The organism is Stappia sp. ICDLI1TA098 (assembly GCF_054880955.1).
On sequence record NZ_JBTZBT010000001.1, the window covers coordinates 155,495 to 177,558 of the forward strand.

Sequence of the window (22,064 nt, forward strand, 5' to 3'; positions counted from 1 at the left end):
GGGGCAGACATGACCGCACAATCCACCGCACCGCTTTCCACCGCCGAGATCGAGGCGCTCGCCGAGCGCCATCCGCAGGTCTTCGCGAGCAGCTTCTGGCGTCACGCCCGACCGGTGATCTTCGGAGTGCTCGCCGTGGTCTACGGCGTCTATTGCTGGTGGTTCTTCGGCATCGGCAAGGTGCTCGGCGAGGCCAACTGGGACATCGCCGGCAATTATCTCGCCGATTGGGTGTCCTATGAGACCCGCCCCGATTTCGAGATCGAGACCGATGGCGCGATGTCCGTCTCCTGGCCCCGGTTCTCACCGCTTGGCGATAACCCGAAGCCGGACTGGATCGCGACGACGACGCGGCTGATGGAGCGGCGGGTGGAAACTCCGGCCGTCACCGGAACGGATGCGCCGGCCTCGGCGCGCGAGAAGACGGCCGCCTCGGGCTTCATGGTGCCTGGCGCGCCGGGCACAGAGCCGAAGGGCGCGGCCTCGGGCGGCAGCAGCTTCTCCTTCATGGCGCCGGGTGCACCGACCGGCGGGGCTTCCGCGCAGACGACGGGCGATGCGGCGCCGGTGGCACCGACGACAGTGCGCGAGGAGGTGATCGCCTCGGCCCGCGTCACCATGGGCGCTGGCAACGTCATCGACATCACGCCGCGCCGGGTCGTGGTGTCGCGCGGCGAGGAGCGGGTCGTGCTGCTGATCGACCGCATCGGCGAGACGGTGCGCGTCGAGGGGGGGCGCGGCGAGGGGGCGCTGCCCGACTGGGCTTCGCAGAAGCTCGACGGCGGCAAGGTCATCGTCCGCTTCGGGTTCGTCGGACGCGCCGAGATCCACTATGACGCGGTCAAGGTCCGCCATCGGTTCCTGGGCTGGGAGAACTTTGTCTTCGACACGAACTCGCCGTTCTGGGACAAGAGCGCCGGCGAGGTCGTGTCGCTGGTGCTGTCGGGGCCGCGCATCGATCCGTCGCGCTCCAACCTCTCGCTTGCCTGGAACAACATCCTCTACAACGCGGAATGGCAGCATCTCGACGTCTGGACCAAGCTGCTCCAGACCATCGTCATGGCCTTCGTCGGCACGCTGTTCGCGGGGCTGGTCGCCTTCCCGCTGGCTTTCCTGGCGGCACGCAACATCACGCGGAGCCACTTCTTCAACCAGCTCTGCAAGCGTTTCTTCGATTTCCAGCGTTCCGTCGATATGCTGATCTGGGCGCTGTTCTTCACGCGCGCCTTCGGTCCGGGGCCGCTCGCAGGCATTTCGGCGATTTTCTTCACCGACACGGGCACGCTGGGCAAGCTCTACTCGGAATCGCTGGAGAACATCGACGACAAGCAGCGCGAGGGGGTGAAGTCGGTGGGCGCCTCGCCGATGGCGGTGCAGCGCTACGGTGTCCTGCCGCAGGTCCTGCCGCTGTTCGCCAGCCAGGCGCTGTACTTCTGGGAATCGAACACCCGCTCGGCGACGATCATCGGCGCGGTCGGGGCGGGCGGCATCGGCCTCAAGCTGTGGGAGGCGATGCGCACCAACCAGGACTGGGAGAATGTCGCCTACATGGTTCTTCTCATTCTGGCCGTTGTGTTCATATTCGATAATATCTCCAATGCGCTGCGTGCCCGCCTGATGGGCAAGCCGAGGCATTGAGAAGCCGATCCCGCAGGCCGCCTTTTCAGCACGGCGGCCGTCTCGCCCTCGCGCCGTCCGGCAGCACCTCGTGCCGCCGGACGTTTCCCGTTCCGCGCCGACACCGACACCTGTACCGAGAGGCCGAAAACCAGCCCGATGCGCTACGCCGTCTATTTCACGCCGCCCGCCGATCACCCTCTTGTCTCCCTTGCCGAATCCTGGCTCGGGCGCAGCGCCTTCGGTCATGCCGTTGTGCCGCGCGACATCGGCGGCTATTCACCCGCTGACAGGGCTGGGATGGTGCGCGACCCGGCGCGCTACGGCTTTCACGGCACGCTGAAGGCACCGTTCCGTCTCGCCGAGGGACGCAGCGCTGAGGAGCTGGCGGTGGCCTTTGATGCCTTCGCCGCCGCCCGCCCGGCGCTGGCGCCGCTGCCGCTCGCCGTTTCGCGCATCGGCGGCTTTCTCGCCCTGACGCCGGCGGGCGCGACGCAGGAGCTTTGCGCCCTGGCCGACGCGGCGGTGCGCACCTTCGAGCCGTTTCGCGCCCCGCTTGGCGCGGCGGAGATCGCCCGTCGCAATCCTGACCGTCTGACGCCCTCGCAGCGCGACAATCTGCTTTCCTGGGGCTATCCGCATGTCTTCGGGGACTTCCGGTTCCACATGACGCTGACCGGCCGTCTTGGCGACTCCGAGGCGGAGCGGGCGCTGCCCGCGCTCGCCGCGCATTTTGCCGGCGCTCTCGCCAGCCCCATCGCTTTCGACCGCATCGCGCTCTACGAGGAACGCGAGCCCGGCGGTCCCTTTTCCGTGATCCGTATCCAGACGCTCGCCGGCGGCGGGCAGGCCAACCCGTGAAAGACAAGAAGATGGACATGATCCTGACCAATGCCCGCATTGTCCTCGCCGAAGAGGAGATCCTGGGCAGCCTTCACATTCGCGACGGCAAGATCGCGGCCATCGACACGGGCCCGTCCGAGGCGCCGGGCGCTCTCGACATGGAGGGCGACCATGTCATTCCGGGTCTCGTGGAGCTGCACACCGACCATCTCGAGAACCACTACAACCCGCGCCCCAAGGTGCACTGGAATCCGGTCGCGGCCGTTTGCGCCCATGATGCGCAGATCGCCACCTCGGGCATCACCACGGTCTTTGACGCGCTGCGCGTGGGCATCGACGACAACGCCGACCTGTCGACCGAGGATATGCGCCGGCTGGCCGACGCGATCGAGGCAGGCGTTGCCGCCGGACGGCTGCGCGCTGATCACTTCATCCATCTGCGTTGCGAGGTTTCCGCGCCCAATTGCGTCGAGGCCTTTGACCTGTTCGAGGAGGATCCGCGCGTCAGGATCGCCTCGCTGATGGACCATTCGCCCGGCCAGCGCCAGTTCGCCAGCCTCGAGGCCTATGCGATCTACTACAAGGGCAAGATGAAGATGACGGACGCGGAGTTCACCCGCTTCTGCGCCGACCGCGTCGCCCAGTCCGAAACCTATTCCGACAAGCACCGCAAGGCCGTGGCGGAACGGGCGCAGGCGCGCGGCATCATGCTCGCCAGTCATGATGACGCCACCCAGGCGCATGTGGACGAGGCGGTGGCCTTCGGCATCCGTGTTGCAGAGTTCCCGACGACGCTGGAGGCCGCCCGTGCGTCGAAGGCGGCGGGGCTCGGCGTGCTGATGGGCGCGCCCAATGTGGTGCGCGGCGGCTCCCATTCCGGCAATGTCTCGGCGCGCGAACTTGCCGCCAACGGGTTGCTCGATATTCTCTCGTCCGACTACATCCCCTTCAGCCTCATCCAGGCGGCCTTCTTCCTCGGTGAGGTCGTCGACGAGGTGGACCTTCCCGCGGCGATTTCGATGGTTTCGCGCACGCCGGCCACCGCTGCCGGTCTTTCCGACCGGGGCGAGATCGCGACCGGCAAGCGCGCCGATCTCGTGCGCGTGCGGGTCGAGGAGCATATCCCCATCGTGCGCACGGTCTGGCGCGAGGGCACGCGCGTTGCCTGATCGCGCCGAGACACCCGCGGTCGAGCCGGGCCGGCTGATCGTCGTCGTCGGGCCGAGCGGCGTCGGCAAGGACAGCCTGCTTGCGGCGGCGCGCGGCCGGCTGTCGGGCCGCGACGGGCTGATGCTCGTGCGCCGCACCATCACGCGGCCGGAAACCGGCGACGCGGAAGCGCATCTGCCCATGTCGCTGGCCGGGTTCGAGGCGGCGGAGAAGCAGGGCGCCTTCGCCTTCACCTGGCGCGCCCACGGGCTTGCCTACGGGCTTCCGGCGGCGCTCGATGCCCATCTCGACGCCGGCCGGCCGGCGCTCGTCAACGGCTCGCGCAAGATGCTCGCGGCCATGGCCGAGCGCTTTCCCGGCCTCGCCGTCGTCTCCGTGACGGCAAGCCCCGAGGCGGTTGCCGCAAGGCTTGCCGCGCGGGGGCGCGAGACGCCGGAGGAAATCGCCGCGCGCATCGCGCGCGCGGCCGAGATCCCGGCCGTCGCGCCCGTGGTTACCGTGGACAACAGCGGTCCGCTCACGCGCACGGTCGAAGATTTCATCACCGCCATCGAAGAGCTGCTCGTCTGACGTTGCGGGCAGTGCACGGGAGAGGCGGAACGGTGAGCGCCTATGACCGGAAGCCGCCTCTTCATGCTGATTTTGCTCATGAAACTGGCGGGAAATACGAAGGCGAATTTTTGCCCTCGTGAAAACTATCAGGATTGGCAGCGGCGGTTTCCCATGCTTTTCGAGAGAGGGGGAAAGCGTCGCTCAGGCCGTCCAACGGTGCGATGCAGAGGGAGGTCTATATGACCTGGGACGTGGTGAGACATGGCAGCAGCGGGCTGGATCTGAGCCTTGACGCGGATGTCGCCAGCGAGCGCATCGCCGAGGAAATTCGCGCGGGCCGCTACGAGTCGGAAGAGCTTGCCATCGCCAGCGAACTGGTGCGTGCCGATGACCGGGTGCTCGAGCTTGGCGCCGGCGTCGGGTTCATCTCCGCCGGTGTCGTGTCGCGGGTGGCTCCGGCCTATTACGCCGCCGTGGAGGCGGACAGACGTCTGGTGCCTCATATCGAGCGCACCCATTCCCTCAACGGCGTCCACGGCGTCGATGTGATCAATGCCGCCTTTGTCAGCGACCCGGCCGTGCTGGCACGCGGGGCGGTCGAGTTCACGCTGCACCGCGAATTCTGGCGCTCGGGTATCGGTCAGGACCAGCCGGGCATCATCGAGACGGTCAGCGTGCCGGCGGTCGACGCCAGCCGCTTCATCGCCGAAAAGGCGATCACCGTTCTCATCGCCGATATCGAGGGGGCGGAGCTGGAGTTGTTCCGCCATCTCGATGCCGGCGGACTTCGCTCCATCGTCCTCGAGCTGCACCCGCAGCGGACGGGGACGGACGGCATTCACGAGATCTTCGGCCATCTGGCGCGATGCGGCTTCGTCTATGACACCGCGCTTTCCGCCGGACCGGTCGTCTGCTTCCATGCGCTGGCGGATGCCGGTGAGCTTCGCCCGAAGCTCGTGGCGCGCAGCGGCTGAAGGCGCCGGCCGGCCGCTGGTCGGCCGGGCGCAGCCGGCAAGCATGGCCGGCTGAAAGGGGCCAGGACGGCTCCGGCGAACGGATGAGGCCCGCCGGTTGCGGCTGGCCGCCAGAATCCGGACGTTAAAATGTGGTTCGCCATTTGATGATAGGATCGCTTGACTGGGGGTGCTGTGTGCACCGGCGGCCGCGCCGGGGTGTCCGGGCAGTTCGGCGTTGTGCAAGGCGGTGAGATAGACGGGCGCGGACCACAGGCCGCGCGTGGAAACGGAGCCATGGAAATGTCGTTCCGAATGCTCATCCTGGCACTGGCCGGACTGATGGCGGTGCACCTGACGGATCCGGCGCAGGCGGAGGGGCCGGTTGTCCTGACCGTCGCTGGAGCCATCGCCGGTGGCGCTTCGCTCGACTTCACCATTGCCGATCTGGAAAAGCTCGGCGTGACCACGATCACGACCACCACCCCCTGGTACAACAAGAGCATGTCGTTCGAGGGCGTGCTGATGAGCCGCCTGATGGAGGCGGTCGGTGCGAAAGGCTCCATGGTTGAGGGCATGGCCCTCAATAACTATTACGTCGAGATACCCTTCTCCGACTTGAAGCAATTTGACGTACTTCTGGCCTTCAAGGCGGACGGTGAATATATGTCCGTGCGTGAAAAGGGGCCGTTATTCGTCATTTACCCTTTTGACCGCTTTCCTGATATTCGCAACGAGCTGTATTATTCCCGTGCCATCTGGCAATTACGCCGGCTCACCGTGAAGTGATACCTTGCGAAGAGAGACGATCCTAGCTCGTGTCCTGAAGTTCGGCGACTGGTTTCGCTACGTCGCGCTTGCCCTGCTCGGCATCCTCGTTCTGTTGATACTGGTGCAGGCGGATGCGGTGATGACGAGCGGCGACGCGGTCGGGCGCTCGATGCGCTACGACATGGCGATGACCGGACAGAACGGCCGGCTCGACATGACGAATGCGCGAGAGACGCTTGCGCGCTCGGTCGTGACGCGCGATCCGCTGGATGTCGAGGCCGCTCGGTTGTTCTACGAAATTCTTGTTGGCCGGTTGGAGCAGTGGCAGGACGGTGCCTTTGGGGATTTCGTCGACGCTTCTGCGGATCGGTCCACGCAACTCCGTGATGTGGCGCGGCGGGTGGAGGCGCTGGCGCCGCTCTACCGGCAATTGCCCGACCCGGAGGCCTTCCACTCCATCAACGCGGTGCTGGCGGACGCCGCTCGGGTGTTCGACAAGATCGGCGGGGAGGCGATGTCGGAAAACCTCTCCGCGGCGGGGGAGTTTCGGCAGCAGCTCTATGAGCGCCAGAGGCTTCACAACATCCTGCTGCAGATCCTGATCGGCTTCGGAGCGGGCCTGCTGTTGCTGATGAGCGTGCAGGCCTGGTCGTTGCAGCGCGCCCGCGCGGACGCCGAGCGCGCTGCAAGGCGGTTCGAGTTCGTCGCGCGTCACGACCCGCTGACCCGTCTGCCCAATCGCTCCGCCTTCCACGCCGCCCTGCAGGAGGAGACCGCGCGTCAGGCGCGCGAAGGCGAAACGGATGGCAGCATCGCGGTCTTTGCCCTCGATCTCGACGGCTTCAAGGCGGTCAACGACATTCTCGGACACGCAGCGGGCGACGACCTGCTGGTCGCGGTCGCTGGCCGTATCGGCCGCGTGGCCGCCGGGTGGGGGCCCGGCAGCTTCGTTTCGCGGCTGGGCGGCGACGAGTTCACGGTGTTGCTGCGGGTGCACGGTGGGGAGAAGGAGGCGCTGGAGAAGGCGCTGCAAATCAGCTCGGCCCTGCATGAGACCTATAGTCTGGCCGGGGGCTCGGTGGTGGTCAACGCGACCATCGGCATCTCGCTCGACGACGGACGCCGACGCAGCGGCCCGGATCTGCTTCAGGATGCCGACATCGCGCTCAGCCATGCAAAGGCGAACGGCAAGGGCCAGGTTCAACTCTATGACGCGTCCATGCGCATTGATGCGACCCGCCGGCGGCGGATCGAGGCGGATTTCGACAGCGGCCTGGGCAAGGGCCAGATCACGGCGCATTTCCAGCCGCAGGTCAACATGGAGACGGGGGAGATCGTTGGCGTGGAGGCTCTGGCGCGCTGGCGCCATCCGGCTCTTGGCTGGATACCTCCCTCGGAGTTCATCCCGATCGCGGAAGGCTCGGGCCGGATTGTCGAGATCGGCGAGCGGATCCTGGAGCTGGCCTGCCGCGAGGTGCAGCGGATGCCCATCGACTGCACCGTCTCGGTCAATCTGTCCGTTGTCCAGCTTGCCCGAGAGGATCTGGCGGACCGGGTGTCGGAAATCCTGCGACGCACCGGGCTGCCGCCGCAGCGGCTGACGCTGGAGGTGACGGAAAGCGTCGTGATGCGCGACACAAGGCGCGCGGCGGAAACGCTCGGCCGGCTGAAGCGGCTCGGCATTGCCATTTCGCTGGATGATTTCGGCACCGGCTATTCGGCGCTGTCGTATCTGCGGGCGTTCGACTGGGACGAACTCAAGATCGACCGCAGCTTCGTTCGCTCCATCGCCAGCGACGAGCACAGCCTCTCGATCATCGCTTCCATCGTTGGTCTTGCCGAGAAGCTCTCGATTAAGGTCACGGTGGAGGGGGTGGAAACCCGTCCCCAGGTCGACATGCTCAAGGGGATTGGTTGCCTTGTCGCTCAAGGGTTCTATTTCGGCGTTCCCGCGTCGATAAGCGATATCCTGCGCTCGCCCGCGGGCACGCGGCGGATTGTCGCCAAGGGCGACGACGGCGATAGCGCAGCCCGCGCCTGACGCCTGCCTGCCTTTCACGCCTTGCAAATAGCCGATGGGGGAAGGACTTGCTTGCCTGTGCGACAGGTCAGGCGGGGCGCGTCGGAGACATGTGCGCCGAAACGGCAATGGGGCCCGTGCCGCATGCGGCACGGGCCCCATCGTGGTGTTGGGCGTCGTCAGGCGCTGCGCAGGGTGCGCACGAAGTCGACGACCTCGTTCTGCAGTGTGTTCGACTGTTCGCTCAGTTCGCGGGACAGGGTCATCAACTGGGTCGAGGCATCGCCGGTGGTGCGGGCTGCGTCGCTGACGCCAGCGATGTTCTGCGTCACCTCGTCCGCGCCGCTGGCGGCGAGCTGGGTGTTGGCGGCGATCTCATTGGTCGCCAGACCCTGCTGTTCGACAGCGGCGGAGATCGACTGAGAGGCCTCCTGGATCGTGCCGATGGTGTGGACGATCCGGGAGATGGAGTCGACGGTGGTGTTGGTGGCCGACTGGATCTCGCCGATCTTGCGGCCGATCTCGTCGGTCGCCTGGGCGGTCTGGTTGGCCAGTTCCTTCACTTCGGAGGCGACAACCGCGAAGCCTCTGCCCGCTTCGCCGGCGCGCGCGGCCTCGATGGTGGCGTTGAGAGCCAGCAGATTGGTCTGGGCGGCGATGGTGGCGATCAGGTCGACGACCTCGCCGATCTGGTGTGCGGCCGAGGAAAGCTGCTGCACGTTGCGGCTGCTCGTTTCCGCCTCGGAGGCGGCCTCGCGGGCGATGGCGGAGGAGCGCGTCACCTGCGTGGCGATCTCGCGGATGGAGGCGGTCAGTTCCTCGGCGCCGGAGGCAACCGTCTGGACGTTCGTGGAGGCGGAGTCCGAAGCGCCGGCAACGGCCTGGGCCTGGCGCGTGGTCTCCTCGGCGGTGGCCGAGAGGTTGTGCGCGGCTTCGGCGACGTTCGAGGAGGAGCGGACGAAGCTCTGCGACAGGGTTCCCATCTTGGCTTCGAACTGGTCGGCGATGGTGTTGCGCTCGGCGCGCATGCGCTCGGCGTTGCCGCGTTCGGCCTCCGCCTGGCGGGCACGCATCTCTTCTGCCTCGACCAGCCCGTCGCGGAAGGTGGCCAGTGCGCCGGCCATGTCGCCAAGCTCGTTGCGGCGGTCGGCGAAGGGGATCGGGGTCGACAGGGCGCCGCCGGCGATCGACTGCATCGCGGCGGTGATCTTCTGCAGCGGGCCGGTGACCCCGGAGATCACGTAGAGAAGGCTGGCGACGCCAATGACCACCGCGATGACAACCGTCACGATGATCAGCGTCAGGACGCCATCATAGGTCTCGATGCTCGTGGCGTAGGCGTCGGCCGAACCCGTATTGTTCATCTCGATCAACGTGACCAGATTGGCGGAAGCGTCTTCAAATATCTGGCGCATGTCGCCCTTGAACAACGCGGCGGCCTGATCATTCTGGTTGCTGCGCGAGAGCTCGAGGAGCGTTTTCTCCTGATCTCGGTACGCCTGCCATTTCTTGGAGAAGGTTTCGTAGATCTGGCGTTCCTGCTCTGAGGAGATCAGGGCTTCGTAGGTCGCTCGCAACTGGCCAAGCTGCTGCGAGACGGCCGCAAGGTCGGCTTCGGCGCGCGCCATCTGCTGCTTGTCTTGCGACATGATATGGGCGCTCTCGGCGATGCGGAGATCGGAGGTTGCCGTGTTGATGGCGTTGACCGCCTTGACGCTGGGCAGCCAATTTGTCGCGATTTCGACGGTGCTGGCGTTGAGCTTGCCGGCGCCGTTGATCGCCATGTAGGCGACGCCGAGGTTTGCAACGAGGAGGATGGTTGTCAGTGTGATCAGAATGACACGAACAGATGTCCGCATGGGGGTTCTCCAAAGAAAGTACTGGCGGCATGGTGTTCGGCCAGTTGAGTATTAGCAAGGCGCTTCAAGCTGTTAAACAGGAGTTAAGTCTCTCTGGAGAAATTTAAATCGCGGCGAATTACTTTGAATGTTTGGATTTTTGCAATAAACGCAGAATTGCGTCTATGTCGAAATCAATCTCCCGTTGCGGTCTTGTACGTGAATTTACGTCTCACGGGATTATGTGGCGCGGTCTGGCGAGGGCTTTGGCCGGATCAGAACCAATTGGAGATTGGTTCGGTTTGTCGTTGCACACCGTCGCCGCGCCTTACTCTGCATGAAATGATCGAAAATTCGGCATTTGCGCGGGCAGAAAGCCGCTTGTTTCGGCAAATCTCATCCATTCGCAAGATTCGCGATATCCGCGGTTCGTCGGCGCTTGCCATAGCGTCATCTCTGAGTCACAAAAGAGACCAATTCCTGTAATGGTTCGGATGGGTTCGGGTGGCGGAAGAAGACGGGCAAACGGGACGTAACTCCCACCTCGCGCTGGAGCGATTGCGGGTCATCGTCGACCAGTTCGAGCGCGAGGGGCGCGACCAGTTACCGGCGGAGCGCGAGCTTGCCGAGGAGATCGGCGTCGGCCGCCGCGCGGTGCGCCGGGCGCTCGACGTGCTCGAGGCGGAGGGCAGTATCCTGCGCCGGCAGGGCGCGGGCACCTTTGTCGCGGCCGCCCGCATGCCCTTGGCGGGTGAATTCGTGCCGCTGCCGGAGGCGTCCAACATGTTCGAGGTGATGGAGGCACGGCTTGTCGTCGAGCCGGCGCTCGCCCGCCTCGCGGCGCTGCGCGCCAGTCCGGCCGAGGTCGCCCGCATGCGCGAGATCGCGGGCAAGGTGGCGGCGGCCGAGGATCTCGACAGCCGCGAGCTCTGGGACGGCGCGTTGCACCGGACGGTCGCCACGGCTGCCGGCAATGCGCTGTTTCTTGCCATGTTCGATGTTGTCGACCGGGTGCGCCAGGACGAGACCTGGCGCCATGTCCGCGAGGCACTGCGCACGCGCGGATCGATGTCGCTCTATGTCTCCCAGCATTCCGAGCTTGTCGACGCCATCGAGCGCCGCGACCCGGTCGCCGCCGAGCGCGTCATGCGCAAGCATCTTCTCAGCCTTCAGGAGCGGTTGATGCTCCAGACGACGGAGGATCACGCCGATGTCGGCTGAAACCCGCACGGCGGCTGCCGATGCGCCGCTGCTTTCGGTTGAAAATCTCGCCCTGCGGTTTCGCGGCACCGGCGCCAATGTGGTCGACGGCGTGTCCTTCTCGGTCGACCCGGGCGAGACACTGGCCATCGTCGGCGAAAGCGGGTGCGGCAAGTCGGTGACGGCGCTGGCGCTGATGGGCCTGCTGCCGATGCCGCCGGCCGAGATCGTCTCGGGGCGGGCGATGTTCGAGGGGAGGGATCTCTTCTCCCTGTCGAAGGCCGAGCGCGCGCGCCTGCGCGGCGACCGCATGGCGATGATCTTCCAGGAGCCGATGACCTCGCTCAACCCGGTCTTCACCGTTGGCGAGCAGATCGCCGAAAGCGTGCGGCGCCACCGCAACGTGACGCGGGCGCAGGCGCGGGCGCGGGCACTCGAGATGCTCGAAGCGGTGCGCGTTCCCGCTGCCGCAAATCGCCTTGACGACTATCCCCACCAGATGTCGGGCGGCATGCGCCAGCGGGTGATGATCGCCATGGCTCTTGCCAACAATCCGCGGCTGCTGATTGCCGACGAGCCGACAACCGCGCTCGACGTGACCATCCAGGCGCAGATCCTCGATCTGGTGCGCGCGCTCCAGAAGGAGACGGGCACGGCGCTGATCATGATTACCCACGATCTTGGCGTGGTGGCCGAGACGGCCGACAAGGTCGCGGTGATGTATGCCGGGCGGGTGGTCGAGGCGGGGTCGGTGTCGGCGGTGTTCGACGATCCGCAGCACCCCTATACGCTCGGCCTGATCAGCTCGGTTCCCTCGCTTGGCGATCGCTCCGACCGTCTCGCGACCATTCCCGGCATGGTGCCGGCGATCGACGCCATGCCGGCGGGCTGCCGTTTCGCGCCGCGCTGTCCCTTCGCCGACGACGGCTGCGTCTCGGCGCCGCCGCCTCTGGTGCCGGTCACGGCCGGGCATACGGTTGCCTGCCGCTACGCCCCCCTCGAAGCGACCTTCGGAGACGCAGCATGAGCGCGACAGAACGAGCCTCCGCGACCGTCGCATCGCCCGAGATCGTGCTTGAGGCGCGCGGCGTCGCCAAGCATTTCCGCGCCGGCTCCGGCTTCGGCGGTTCGCTCTTCGGCAAGGATCCGGTGGTGCGCGCCGTCGATGGCGTCTCGCTTGCCGTGCGCAAGGGCGAGACGCTGGCGATCGTCGGTGAAAGCGGTTGCGGCAAGTCGACGCTCGCCCGTCTGCTGCTGCGCCTGATCGATCCGACGGCGGGCGAGGTCTTCTATGGAGGTCGCGACATCGCGCGGCTGCCGGCCGCCGAAATGCGCCGGCTGCGCAAGGATCTGCAGTTCATCTTCCAGGATCCGTTCTCCTCGCTCAATCCGCGCATGAGCGTCGGGGCGATCGTCGAGGAGCCGATGCGCGTGCACAGCACGTTGTCGGCGGCGGAGCGCCGGGCCGAGGTGGCGCGGCTGCTCGAGCGCGTCGGCATTCGCGCCGCCTATGCGGAGCGGTACCCGCACGAGTTTTCCGGCGGCCAGCGCCAGCGCATCGGCATTGCCCGCGCACTGGCCTCGCATCCGCGGGTGCTGATCGGCGACGAGCCGGTTTCCGCCCTCGACGTGTCGGTGCAGGCGCAGGTGATCAACCTGCTCGAGGATCTCAAGGACGAGTTCGACCTGACGCTGGTGCTGATCGCCCACGATCTGGCCGTCATCCGCCACATGAGCGACCGGGTGGCGGTGATGTATCTGGGCGAGGTGGTCGAGCTTGCCGAGACGGATGCGCTCTATGCACGTCCTCTCCATCCCTACACCCGCGTGCTGATGCGCGCGATCCCGATCCCGAGCCCGCGGGCGCGCAAGGCCGAGGCGGTGCTCACCGGCGACATTCCCTCGCCGCTCAACCCGCCGTCGGGCTGCCGCTTCCACACCCGCTGCCCGCTTGCCACCAAGATCTGCGGGAGCGCGCGACCCGAGCTTGTCGAGGTCGAGCACGGCCGCCATGTCGCCTGCCATCACTGGCGGGAGACAGAGGCGGACACGGCCGTCGCCGAACCGGAGCCGTCGGAGGCCGCGCGCCGGCGTCTGGCGCTCTACCGGGCCAGAAGTACCGCCGGACGCACGACGACCGGCGGATGACCGACTGAAAAGACCCTTCACCAGAGGAGACCTTGAAATGCGTAACAGTCTCTATGCCGCCCTGCTCCTGAGCGTCAGTGCGCTCGTGGCGCTGCCTGCCGCCGCCGCCGACCTGCGGATCGGCCTTCAGGACGATCCGGACGTACTCGATCCGGACCAGTCCCGCTCCTTCGTCGGCCGCATCGTCTACACCTCGCTGTGCGACAAGCTGGTCGACATCACTCCGGAGCTGGAGATCGTCCCGCAGCTCGCCACCGCCTGGTCCTGGTCGCAGGACGGCAAGGTGCTGACCATGGACCTGCGTGAGGGCGTCGTCTTCCATGACGGCACCACCTTCGACGCCGAGGCGGTCAAGGCCAACATCGAGCGTTCCAAGACGTTGCCGGAGAGCCGCCGCAAGAGCGAGGTCAAGTCGATCGAGAGCGTCGAGGTGACCGGCCCCTACCAGGTCACGATGACACTGGCCCAGCCGGACGCGACCCTTCTCGCCCAGCTCGCCGACCGCGCGGGCATGATGGTGTCGCCGACCGCGGCCGCGGCCGCCGGCGCCGACTTCGCCGCCAAGCCGGTGTGTTCGGGTCCGTTCAGGTTCGTCGAGCGGGTCCAGCAGGACCGCATCGTCCTGGAGAAGTTCGCCGACTACTGGAACGCGGACAATATCCACTTCGACAAGGTCTCCTTCCTGCCGATCCCCGACACCACCGTGCGCCTGGCCAACCTGCGCGCCGGCGACCTCGACATGCTCGAGCGTCTGGCGGCAACCGACGCCGCCTCGGTCAAGGCCGATGACAAGCTGACCTACGCGGATGCGGTCAGCCTCGGCTACCAGGGCATCACCGTGAACATCGGCAACGGCGAGCGCGGCAACACGCCGATCGGCAATGAGGCCAAGCTGCGCCAGGCCTTCGAGCTGACGCTCGACCGCGAGGCGATCAACCAGGTCGTGTTCGAGGGCGCCTTCGCCGCCGGCAACCAGCCGTTCCCGCCGACGAGCCCGTGGTACGACAAGAGCGTGCCGATTCCGGCCCGCGATATCGCCAAGGCCAAGGAGCTGATGAAGGAAGTCGGTGTCGAAACGCTCGACGTCGAGGTGCAGGTCGCCAACAATCCGGTCCAGACGCAGATGATGCAGGTGGTCCAGTCGATGGCGTCCGAGGCCGGCATCAACGTCAAGCTGAAGTCGACCGAATTCGCCTCCCTGCTCGCCGACCAGTCGGCCGGCAACTTCGAGATGAGCCAGGTGGGTTGGTCGGGTCGCGTCGATCCGGACGGCAACATCCACTCCTTCCTGACCTGCAAGGGCGGTCTGAACGACGGCAAGTATTGCAGCGAAGAGGTCGACGCCCTGCTCAACAAGGCGCGCACCAGCAACGATCTGGCGACCCGCAAGGCGAGCTATGACGCGGCCGAGAAGATCCTCTCGAAGGATCTGCCGATCATCTACCTCTACCATCCGACCTGGATCTGGGCGCTCGACAAGAAGATCGAGGGCTTCGTTCCCTATCCCGACGGCATGATCCGTCTGGAGAACGTCCGTCTGGCTGGCCAGTAAACCCGACATGGCGGCGGGGCCCGGCTTTTCCGGGCTCCGCCGTTCCTTGAGCGCCGAAGATTTTCCTTTGATCCCGTGCAGGCTTACATGACGTCCTTGCCGATCTTCGCCATCAACCTCGACCGCGCGCCCGAGCGGCTTGCGCAACTGGGCGCGCGTCTCGACGCGCAAGGGCTCGCCTTTGAGCGGGTTGCCGCCGTCGATGCCCGCAAACTGTCGCAGGCCGACATCGCCCGTCATGTGGATGACGTCGTGCCGGGCGCTGCCGCCGGCGAGGTTCTGTCGCGTGCCGACTGGGTTCCGCCGGATGCCGATCTCGTCAAGCTCGAGACCAGTCTGAAGCCGGTATGGCTTGCCTGCCAGAGGGCTGCCCGTCGGGGCGCGCATTCCGTGAGGCGGCTCTATTCTTCGCACGACTGCGCGGCCGCCTATGTGGTGACGCGGTCCGCGGTGAGCTGGCTGGTCGCCGAGACCGAGCGGTTTCGTGACGAGGTTGATGAGGTGCTCTTCACCGAGCGCTCGTCACTGAACCGCAGCATGAGGGTCTATCAGATGGAGCCGGCCCTTTTCCTGCAGAAGCACAGGTTCGACGATGCCGGATCGGTGGGCGATCCGGGCAGCTTCATCAAGGATCGCGAGGGCAAGGTCACTCCGAAGAGGTCGCTTGTCGTGCGGCTTGCGCGCATGTGCGCGCAAGGTCGTCGCGACCTTGTCCAGTCGATGATGGTGTCCCTGGGACGTCGCCACACGGATGTGGTGGATTTCCGATGACCCGATCCGCTCTTTCCTCCCCCGCCAGTTCCGGAGCCGTGTGATGCTTACGTTCATCGCCCGCAGACTGCTGATCGCCATTCCCACGCTGCTCATCGTGTCGGTGTTCGTCTTCACGCTGCAGAAGCTGCTGCCGGGCGACCTGGCGCTGATGCTCGCCGGCGAGGACCGCGATCCGCAGGTGATCGAGTTCATCCGCGACAAGTATCGGCTGAACGATCCGCTGATCGTGCAGTACGGCTACTGGCTCGCCGGTCTGCTGCAGGGCGATCTCGGCATGTCGCTGAGGACCAACCAGCCGGTCACCGAGCTGATCGCGCAGAAGCTTCCCGTCACCATCCAGCTCGCGGTGATGGCGATGATCATCGCCATGGTGATCGGCATTCCCGCCGGTATTCTGTCCGCCGTGAAGAAGGGCGGGCCGGTCGACTATATCGCCAACTTCGTCGCGCTCTCCGGCCTGTCGATCCCGAACTTCTGGCTCGGCATCATGCTGATCCTGCTCGTTTCGGTGGAGCTCGGCTGGCTGCCGGCGTCGGGCTATGAATCCTTCTTCGTCGATCCGGTGCGCTCGCTGGAGACGATGATCATGCCGGCCTTCGTGCTCGGCACCGCGCTCGCCGCGACGCTGATGCGCCACACCCGCTCGGCCATGCTCGGCGTGCTCAAGGCGGACTACGTGCGCACCGCCCGCGCCAAGGGGCTTGGCGAGGGCGTTGTCGTCGTCAAGCACGCCTTCCGGAACGCGCTGCTGCCGATCGTGACGCTGGGCGCGCTGCTTTTCGGCGAGCTGCTCGCGGGCGCGGTTCTGACCGAGCAGATCTTCACCATTCCCGGCTTCGGCAAGCTCATCGTCGATGCGGTCTTCACCCGCGATTACGCGGTCGTGCAGGGTGTGGTCCTGTGCACCGCCGCCGGCTTCATCGTCATGAACCTGGTGGCCGATCTTCTCTACTTCCTTCTCAACCCGCGCATGAGGAGCGCCCTATGACGGCGGCAAGCGAAACGGCCGGCATGGACGCGGCCGAGGATCTTCCCGCGCGCCGCGAAAGCCGCGCCTGGAAGAAACTGAAGCGCAACAGGAGCGCGCTGCTCGGCTTCCTGATGGTGTTTTTCTTCGTCGCGGTGGCCGTGCTGGCGCCGCTGCTTCCCATCGCCGACCCGATCGCCACGAGCTGGACGGCGGTGCGCAAGGCGCCCTCGGCCGCGCACTGGCTCGGCACCGACGAGATCGGTCGCGACATTCTCTCGCGCATGATCTGGGGGGCGCGCGCCTCCCTGATGGCCGGTGTCGTCTCGGTCATCATCGCCGTGATCGTCGGCGTGCCCTTCGGTCTGGTCGCCGGATATTTCGGCGGCTGGGTCGACCAGGTGATCTCGCGCATCACCGACGCGCTGCTGGCCACGCCCTTCCTGATCCTCGCCATCGCGCTGGCCGCCTTCCTCGGCCCGAGCCTGACCAACGCGATGATCGCCATCGGCCTGTCGGCGACGCCAAAGTTCGTGCGGCTGACGCGTGGACAGGTGCTCGCGGTCAAGACCGAGGACTATGTGGAGGGCGCGCGCGCCATCGGGCTCACCGATCCGGCGATCATGTCGCGCTACATCCTGCCCAATGTGCTTGCGCCGGTTATGGTGCAGGCGACGCTTACGGTCGCCACCGCGATCATCGCCGAGGCGAGCCTCTCCTTCCTCGGTCTGGGCCAGCAGGCGCCGGATCCGAGCTGGGGTTCGATGCTCAACACCGCCAAGAACTTCATGACGCAGGCGCCATGGATGGCCTGGTGGCCGGGGGCGGCGATCTTTCTCGTCGTGCTTGGTTTCAACCTGCTTGGCGACGGGCTGCGCGACGCGCTCGATCCGCGCGAGTGAGGCCGGACGGCCTTTCGCGAACGACAAGAAGAAGGCCGGTTCCCGGCCCGACAAGAACGACATGCTCAAGGGACAACAGATGACCAGCTTCACCACCCGCCCGGAGATCCTTGGAACCTTCGGCGTCGTCACCTCGACCCACTGGATCGCCAGCGCCGTCGGCATGGCGATCCTGGAAAAGGGCGGCAATGCCTTCGATGCGGCTGCGGCCACCGGGTTCGTGCTCCAGGTCGTGGAGCCGCATCTGAACGGCCCCGGCGGCGACCTTCCGGTCATCTGCTATGATGCCGCCGGCGACAAGGTCGAGGTGATCTGTGGCCAGGGACCGGCGCCGGCGGCGGCCACGATCGCGCGCTACCGCGCCGAGGGGCTGGGGCTCATCCCGGGCGACGGCATGCTGGCGACCGTCATTCCCGGCGCCTTCGACGGCTGGATGCTGATGCTGCGCGACCGGGGCCGGCTGCCCCTGCGCGACGTGCTGGAGCCGGCGATCCAATACGCCCGCAACGGCCATCCGATGTTGCCGCGCGTCGCCGCCACCATCGAGGGGCTCGGCGATTTCTTCGAGAAGGAGTGGCCGACCTCCCACGCCACCTGGCTGCCGGGGGGCGCGGCGCCGGCGGCGAACGCGCTTTTCCGCAACCCCGTTCTCGCCGACACCTGGGAGCGACTTGTCACCGAGGCGGAGACGAAGTCGGGCCGCGAGGCGCAGATCGAGGCGGCGCGCGACTGCTTCTATCGCGGTTTCATCGCCGAGGCGATCGAGGCCTTCGTTGCGCGCACCGAGGTGACCGACGGCAGCGGCGCGCGTCACAAGGGCGTGCTTTGCGGCGAGGATCTGGCCTCCTATGCGGCCACCGTCGAGGCGCCGCTCACCCATGATTACCACGGCTGGACGGTCGCCAAGACCGGCCCCTGGGGGCAGGGCCCGGTGCTCCTGCAGGCGTTGGCGCTGCTTGAGGGCACGGGCATCGAGCACGCCGATCCGGTCGGCGCCGATTTCGTCCATCTCGTCGCCGAGGCGATGAAGCTCGCCTATGCCGACCGCGAGGTCTATTACGGCGACCCGGCCTTTGTCGACGTGCCGCTCGAGACGCTGCTGTCGCGCGCCTACAACGACGAGCGGCGCAAGCTGATCGGGGCGGCGGCCTCCTTCGACCTGCGCCCGGGCGTCGTGCCGGGCCACGAGGCGCAGGTGGAGCGGATGATGCGGATCATCGACGGCCTCGGGGTGTCGGAGACCGGCGTCTACGAGCCGACCATGGCGCATCTGTCCGAAAAGCGCGGCGACACGGTCCACATCGACGTCATCGACCGCTGGGGCAACATGGTCTCCGCCACCCCGTCGGGCGGCTGGCTGCAGTCGTCGCCGGTCATCCCGGAGCTCGGCTTCTGCCTGAACTCGCGCGCGCAGATGTTCCTGCTCGACGACGGCCTGCCGACCTCGCTGGCGCCGGGCAAGCGGCCGCGCACGACGCTGACGCCGAGCATCGCGCTCCGCGACGGCCGGCCGGAGCTGGCCTTCGGCACGCCGGGCGGCGACCAGCAGGACCAGTGGCAGCTTTCGCTGTTCCTGCGGCTGGTGCACAATGACCTCAACCTTCAGCAGGCCATCGACCAGCCGCTGTTCCACACGACCCACTTCCCCGCCTCCTTCTTCCCGCGCCAGCGTCAGCCGGGCCACATCATGGTCGAGGAGAGCTTCGGCGAAGCGGTGATCGGCGAGCTGCGCCGGCGCGGCCATTCGCTGGAGGTGGCGCCGACCTGGAGCATCGGCCGGCTCACGGCGGCGCGACGCGATGCCGACGGCCTGCTGCGGGCCGCGGCCACGCCGCGGCTGATGCAGGCCTATGCCATCGGCCGATAAGGGGAGGGCGGCTTGACCTATTCCATCGTCGCCCGCGAGGCCGGGACCGGACACCTCGGCGTTGCCGTCGCCAGCCGCTTCTTCGCCGTTGGCGCGGTCGTGCCGCATATCGCCGGCGGGGTCGGTGCTATCGCCACCCAGGCGTTCATCTCGCCGCTCTACGGCACCGACGGGCTGGAGATGCTCAAGGCGGGGGCCTCGGCCGATGAGGTCGTGGCGGCGATGACCGGACGTGACGAGGGCGCTCATTCGCGCCAGCTTCACGCAATCGATGCCAGGGGCGGGATCGCCGCCTTTACCGGCGCGAGATGCGTCGACTGGGCCGGGCATGTCGCGGGCGAGGGCGTTTCGGTCGCCGGCAACATGCTGGCCGGGCCGCAGGTGCTCGAGGCGACGCTTGCCGCCTATGTGGCGCGGGGCGATCTGCCCTTCGCCGAGCGCCTGCTCGCCGCCATGGAGGCAGGGGAACTGGCCGGCGGCGACAGGCGCGGCCGCCAGTCGGCCGCGCTCAGGATCCATCGCGGCGAGGCCTATCCCTGGATCGACATCCGCGCCGACGATCATGGCGACCCGCTCGCCGAGCTGCGCCGCCTGCTCGCGGTCGCGGGCGAGCGGTTCCTGCATGTGGCCGAGACCTTGCCGACCGCGCAAGACGTCTCGGGCATGCGCGATCGTTCGGCAATCGATCTGAAGATCGCCGAACTCGAGGATCGCCGCATCGCCGAGGGGCGGCCGTCTGCCTCCTTCGCTTCGGGGCCGCGCGGCGTGGGGGATTGAGGCGGGGCCGACTGGTCCGGCATTTGTGATCCGCACTGGCCCTTGCCCGGCGTGACGGGAGGCGGCTATGCCGTCACCGCCACAAGCAGGCTGCCTGCAGGAGGAACGCCGATGCGCGATGCTGTCACAGTTCTTGCCCTTCACATCGGAAAGGCGCGTGAGCGCTGGCCGGGCCGTCCGCCGTCGGCCATCGGCAAGCAGGCCGTGCAGCGGCCGCTCGCGCTTCTGCGCGAGGGCTTCGCCGATGACGAGCAAGCCGACCGACAGGTTCACGGTGGACCGGAAAAGGCGGTTCATCACTACCCTTGCGATCACTATGCCCATTGGCGCGAGACCTTCCCGGATCATGCCTCGGTCTTCGCCATTGGCGGCTTCGGCGAGAACATCGCGACCGAGGGGATCACGGAGGAAACCGTCTGCCTCGGCGACCGCTTCCGCCTCGGCTCGGCGCTTGTGGAGATCTGCCAGGGGCGCCAGCCGTGCTGGAAGCTCTCGTCCCACACCGGCATCCCGGAGATGGCGGCACGGCTGCAGAAGTCGGGACGCACGGGCTGGTACTACAGGGTGCTGGAAGAAGGCATGGTTGCGCCCGGCGACATGCTGACGCCGGTCGAGCGGCCGCTGCCCGACTGGCCGTTGTCGCGCATCATCCAGGCCCGCTTCGATCCGCGCATCGCGCCCGGGGAGGCCGCCTGCATCGCGGATCTTGCTCCCCTTTCGCAGAGCTGGCGCGCCTCCTTCGTCAAGCGCGCCGACCCCTCCTACCGCGAGGATACGCGCGCGCGGCTTCAGGGCGTCTGAGATCCGCGCCGTTGCCGGGGCGATGATCGACCGCCATCCGATTGCGCTTGATTTCGACGAGGGATCATCCAATCCTCCGCGCCGGAAAGTGCGCGCGCGGGCAGTCCGCGCGCCGGCTGGGAGGCGGTGAGAAATGTCAGAAGCGCAGGGCACCGACATGCGGGCCGCACCGGCGGCAACGGATCGTGAGGGGCCGGCGGGTGATGGCTGCGTGGATGTTGCAACCACGGCCATTCCGCGAAGCGTGTTCACGCTCGACGCGGTCGCGCCGGCGGAGCGTTTCGCCCTCTGGCGCGACAGCATCAACTGCCTGTTCGAGGTCGATGCGCCGCGCGAGGTGCGCGCGCGGGACTTCAGCGCCCGTGTCGAGTCCTGCGTTCTTGGCGACATCGCCGTCGCCAGCACCCGGACGCTGGCCCAGAGCTGGGCGCGCACGCCCGGCGTCCTTGCCCGGGACGGCATGGATCACTTCATGATCCAGATCTACGAGCGCGGCCGGATGCGCTTCAGCCATCGCGGACAAGAGCGGGAGTTCGGACAGAACGCGCTCGTCGTCTTCGATCTGGCGCAGGAAATGTGCTCCGAGACCACCGACATGGCCAATCTGTCGCTGCTGCTGCCACGCGCGCTTCTCGAGCCACAGCTGAAGCATGGGGCCGACCGGCACATGCAGGTCCTGGAGACGGCGGGAAACCCGCTGGCGCGGCTGCTGTTTGATCACATGAAGACGCTGCAGAGCCTGTCCGACCAGTTCTCCGTGCCGCAGGCCGGCGAGGTCAGCGCCGCCTCCGTGGCCCTTGTCGCCGCCTGTCTCAACGGCACGCCGCCGGAGGAGGGCGCGCGCGAGGCCGGGGTCGCCTTCTCCTTCCTCACCCGTGCCCGCCAGCGTATCGAGGAACATCTGTCCGACCCCGACCTGACCCCCGGCCATGTGGCGCGTCTTGCCGGCGTCTCGCGCACACGGCTCTATGAGATGTTTGAGCCCTTCGGCGGCGTTCATGCCTACATCCGCGAGCGGCGTCTCAGGATGGCGATGCGCATGCTGGTCGATCCGCGGTTCTCGGAACGGCCGATCTCGGTGATCGCCGGTGTCTGCGGCTTTACCAATGACAGTGCCTTCTCCCGCGCCTTCCGGACCCGGTTCGGGATCACGGCGCGCGAGATGCGCGCGGGCCCGGTGCAGAACTCACCGCTCGCCGAAGGCATCGGCCGCCCGGTCGACCGGCGCTACGAGAGCTGGGTGCGCACGCTCAGCACCTGATCGCCGGCGCTTGACCGCGCCGCGGTCCCTCGCAAGGTTTCTGTTCGAATT

19 protein-coding genes are annotated in these 22,064 nt (G+C 67.0%); 18 read left to right on the plus strand and 1 reads right to left on the minus strand.

Translation table 11 applies throughout. The features are described from left to right. The first annotated feature begins 9 nt into the window (after positions 1–9). The 7 genes from phnE to ACSLUQ_RS00675 all read left to right on the plus strand — a co-directional run bounded on the left by phnE (position 10) and on the right by ACSLUQ_RS00675 (position 7,947). Positions 10–1,638: a phosphonate ABC transporter, permease protein PhnE gene (gene phnE, locus ACSLUQ_RS00645; RefSeq protein WP_417773469.1), complete on the plus strand. Its 1,629-nt coding sequence runs from the start codon at positions 10–12 to the stop codon at positions 1,636–1,638. A 138-nt stretch (positions 1,639–1,776) separates the two neighbouring features. Beyond that, entirely contained in the window at positions 1,777–2,478 is a 702-nt protein-coding gene (locus tag ACSLUQ_RS00650; protein ID WP_461807426.1) for a DUF1045 domain-containing protein, read from the plus strand. Between the two features lie 11 nt (positions 2,479–2,489). Beyond that, entirely contained in the window at positions 2,490–3,629 is a 1,140-nt protein-coding gene (locus ACSLUQ_RS00655) for an alpha-D-ribose 1-methylphosphonate 5-triphosphate diphosphatase (protein ID WP_461808455.1), read from the plus strand. After that, entirely contained in the window at positions 3,622–4,200 is a 579-nt protein-coding gene (phnN, locus tag ACSLUQ_RS00660) for a phosphonate metabolism protein/1,5-bisphosphokinase (PRPP-forming) PhnN (protein ID WP_417773471.1), read from the plus strand. The genes ACSLUQ_RS00655 and phnN overlap by 8 nt, the downstream gene beginning before the upstream one ends. Before the next feature lie 221 nt (positions 4,201–4,421). Next, positions 4,422–5,156 carry an FkbM family methyltransferase gene (locus tag ACSLUQ_RS00665; protein ID WP_417773472.1) on the plus strand — a complete coding sequence of 245 codons (735 nt, stop codon included), beginning with the start codon at positions 4,422–4,424 and terminating at the stop codon, positions 5,154–5,156. 276 nt (positions 5,157–5,432) lie between these two features. Continuing rightward, the gene (locus ACSLUQ_RS00670) at positions 5,433–5,924 is read left to right on the plus strand and encodes a putative pterin-binding protein (RefSeq protein ID WP_417773473.1); all 492 of its coding nucleotides are present in this window, start codon (positions 5,433–5,435) and stop codon (positions 5,922–5,924) included. Positions 5,925–5,928: 4 nt separating this feature from the next. Further along, the gene (locus ACSLUQ_RS00675) at positions 5,929–7,947 is read left to right on the plus strand and encodes a putative bifunctional diguanylate cyclase/phosphodiesterase (RefSeq protein ID WP_461807427.1); all 2,019 of its coding nucleotides are present in this window, start codon (positions 5,929–5,931) and stop codon (positions 7,945–7,947) included. Between the two features lie 158 nt (positions 7,948–8,105). Here the strand turns inward: ACSLUQ_RS00675 and ACSLUQ_RS00680 are convergent, their stop codons facing one another. Continuing rightward, a complete protein-coding gene (locus tag ACSLUQ_RS00680) occupies positions 8,106–9,785 on the minus strand; it encodes a methyl-accepting chemotaxis protein (RefSeq protein WP_461807428.1) in 1,680 nt (559 codons plus the stop codon). A gap of 483 nt (positions 9,786–10,268) precedes the next feature. Here ACSLUQ_RS00680 and ACSLUQ_RS00685 point away from each other — a divergent pair, with 483 nt between their 5' ends. The 11 genes from ACSLUQ_RS00685 (at position 10,269) to ACSLUQ_RS00735 (ending at position 22,013) form a co-directional block, all read left to right on the plus strand. Beyond that, positions 10,269–10,985 (plus strand): FadR/GntR family transcriptional regulator, encoded by a 717-nt coding sequence (locus tag ACSLUQ_RS00685; protein ID WP_417773477.1) that lies wholly within the window; start codon positions 10,269–10,271, stop codon positions 10,983–10,985. Beyond that, a complete protein-coding gene (locus ACSLUQ_RS00690) occupies positions 10,975–11,991 on the plus strand; it encodes an ABC transporter ATP-binding protein (protein WP_461807429.1) in 1,017 nt (338 codons plus the stop codon). Before ACSLUQ_RS00685 ends, ACSLUQ_RS00690 begins: the two co-directional genes overlap by 11 nt. After that, the gene (locus tag ACSLUQ_RS00695; RefSeq protein ID WP_417773479.1) at positions 11,988–13,112 is read left to right on the plus strand and encodes an ABC transporter ATP-binding protein; all 1,125 of its coding nucleotides are present in this window, start codon (positions 11,988–11,990) and stop codon (positions 13,110–13,112) included. The genes ACSLUQ_RS00690 and ACSLUQ_RS00695 overlap by 4 nt, the downstream gene beginning before the upstream one ends. Before the next feature lie 37 nt (positions 13,113–13,149). Then, the gene (locus ACSLUQ_RS00700) at positions 13,150–14,664 is read left to right on the plus strand and encodes an ABC transporter substrate-binding protein (RefSeq protein ID WP_461807430.1); all 1,515 of its coding nucleotides are present in this window, start codon (positions 13,150–13,152) and stop codon (positions 14,662–14,664) included. 87 nt (positions 14,665–14,751) lie between these two features. Continuing rightward, complete coding sequence (locus tag ACSLUQ_RS00705) at positions 14,752–15,435, plus strand: glycosyltransferase family 25 protein (RefSeq protein ID WP_461807431.1); 684 nt, start codon at positions 14,752–14,754, stop codon at positions 15,433–15,435. Between the two features lie 43 nt (positions 15,436–15,478). After that, positions 15,479–16,426 carry an ABC transporter permease gene (locus ACSLUQ_RS00710; RefSeq protein WP_417773482.1) on the plus strand — a complete coding sequence of 316 codons (948 nt, stop codon included), beginning with the start codon at positions 15,479–15,481 and terminating at the stop codon, positions 16,424–16,426. After that, complete coding sequence (locus ACSLUQ_RS00715; RefSeq protein ID WP_417773483.1) at positions 16,423–17,307, plus strand: ABC transporter permease; 885 nt, start codon at positions 16,423–16,425, stop codon at positions 17,305–17,307. The genes ACSLUQ_RS00710 and ACSLUQ_RS00715 overlap by 4 nt, the downstream gene beginning before the upstream one ends. 79 nt (positions 17,308–17,386) lie before the next feature. Continuing rightward, positions 17,387–19,174, plus strand: coding sequence for a gamma-glutamyltransferase family protein (locus ACSLUQ_RS00720; RefSeq protein ID WP_461808456.1), 1,788 nt, complete (start codon positions 17,387–17,389; stop codon positions 19,172–19,174). Between the two features lie 12 nt (positions 19,175–19,186). After that, positions 19,187–19,951, plus strand: a complete 765-nt coding sequence (locus ACSLUQ_RS00725) for a DUF1028 domain-containing protein (RefSeq protein WP_417773484.1) — start codon at positions 19,187–19,189, stop codon at positions 19,949–19,951. 111 nt (positions 19,952–20,062) lie between these two features. Further along, positions 20,063–20,752 carry an MOSC domain-containing protein gene (locus ACSLUQ_RS00730; RefSeq protein WP_417773485.1) on the plus strand — a complete coding sequence of 230 codons (690 nt, stop codon included), beginning with the start codon at positions 20,063–20,065 and terminating at the stop codon, positions 20,750–20,752. Between the two features lie 133 nt (positions 20,753–20,885). Next, positions 20,886–22,013 (plus strand): helix-turn-helix domain-containing protein, encoded by a 1,128-nt coding sequence (locus ACSLUQ_RS00735; protein ID WP_461807432.1) that lies wholly within the window; start codon positions 20,886–20,888, stop codon positions 22,011–22,013. Positions 22,014–22,064: the final 51 nt, after the last annotated feature.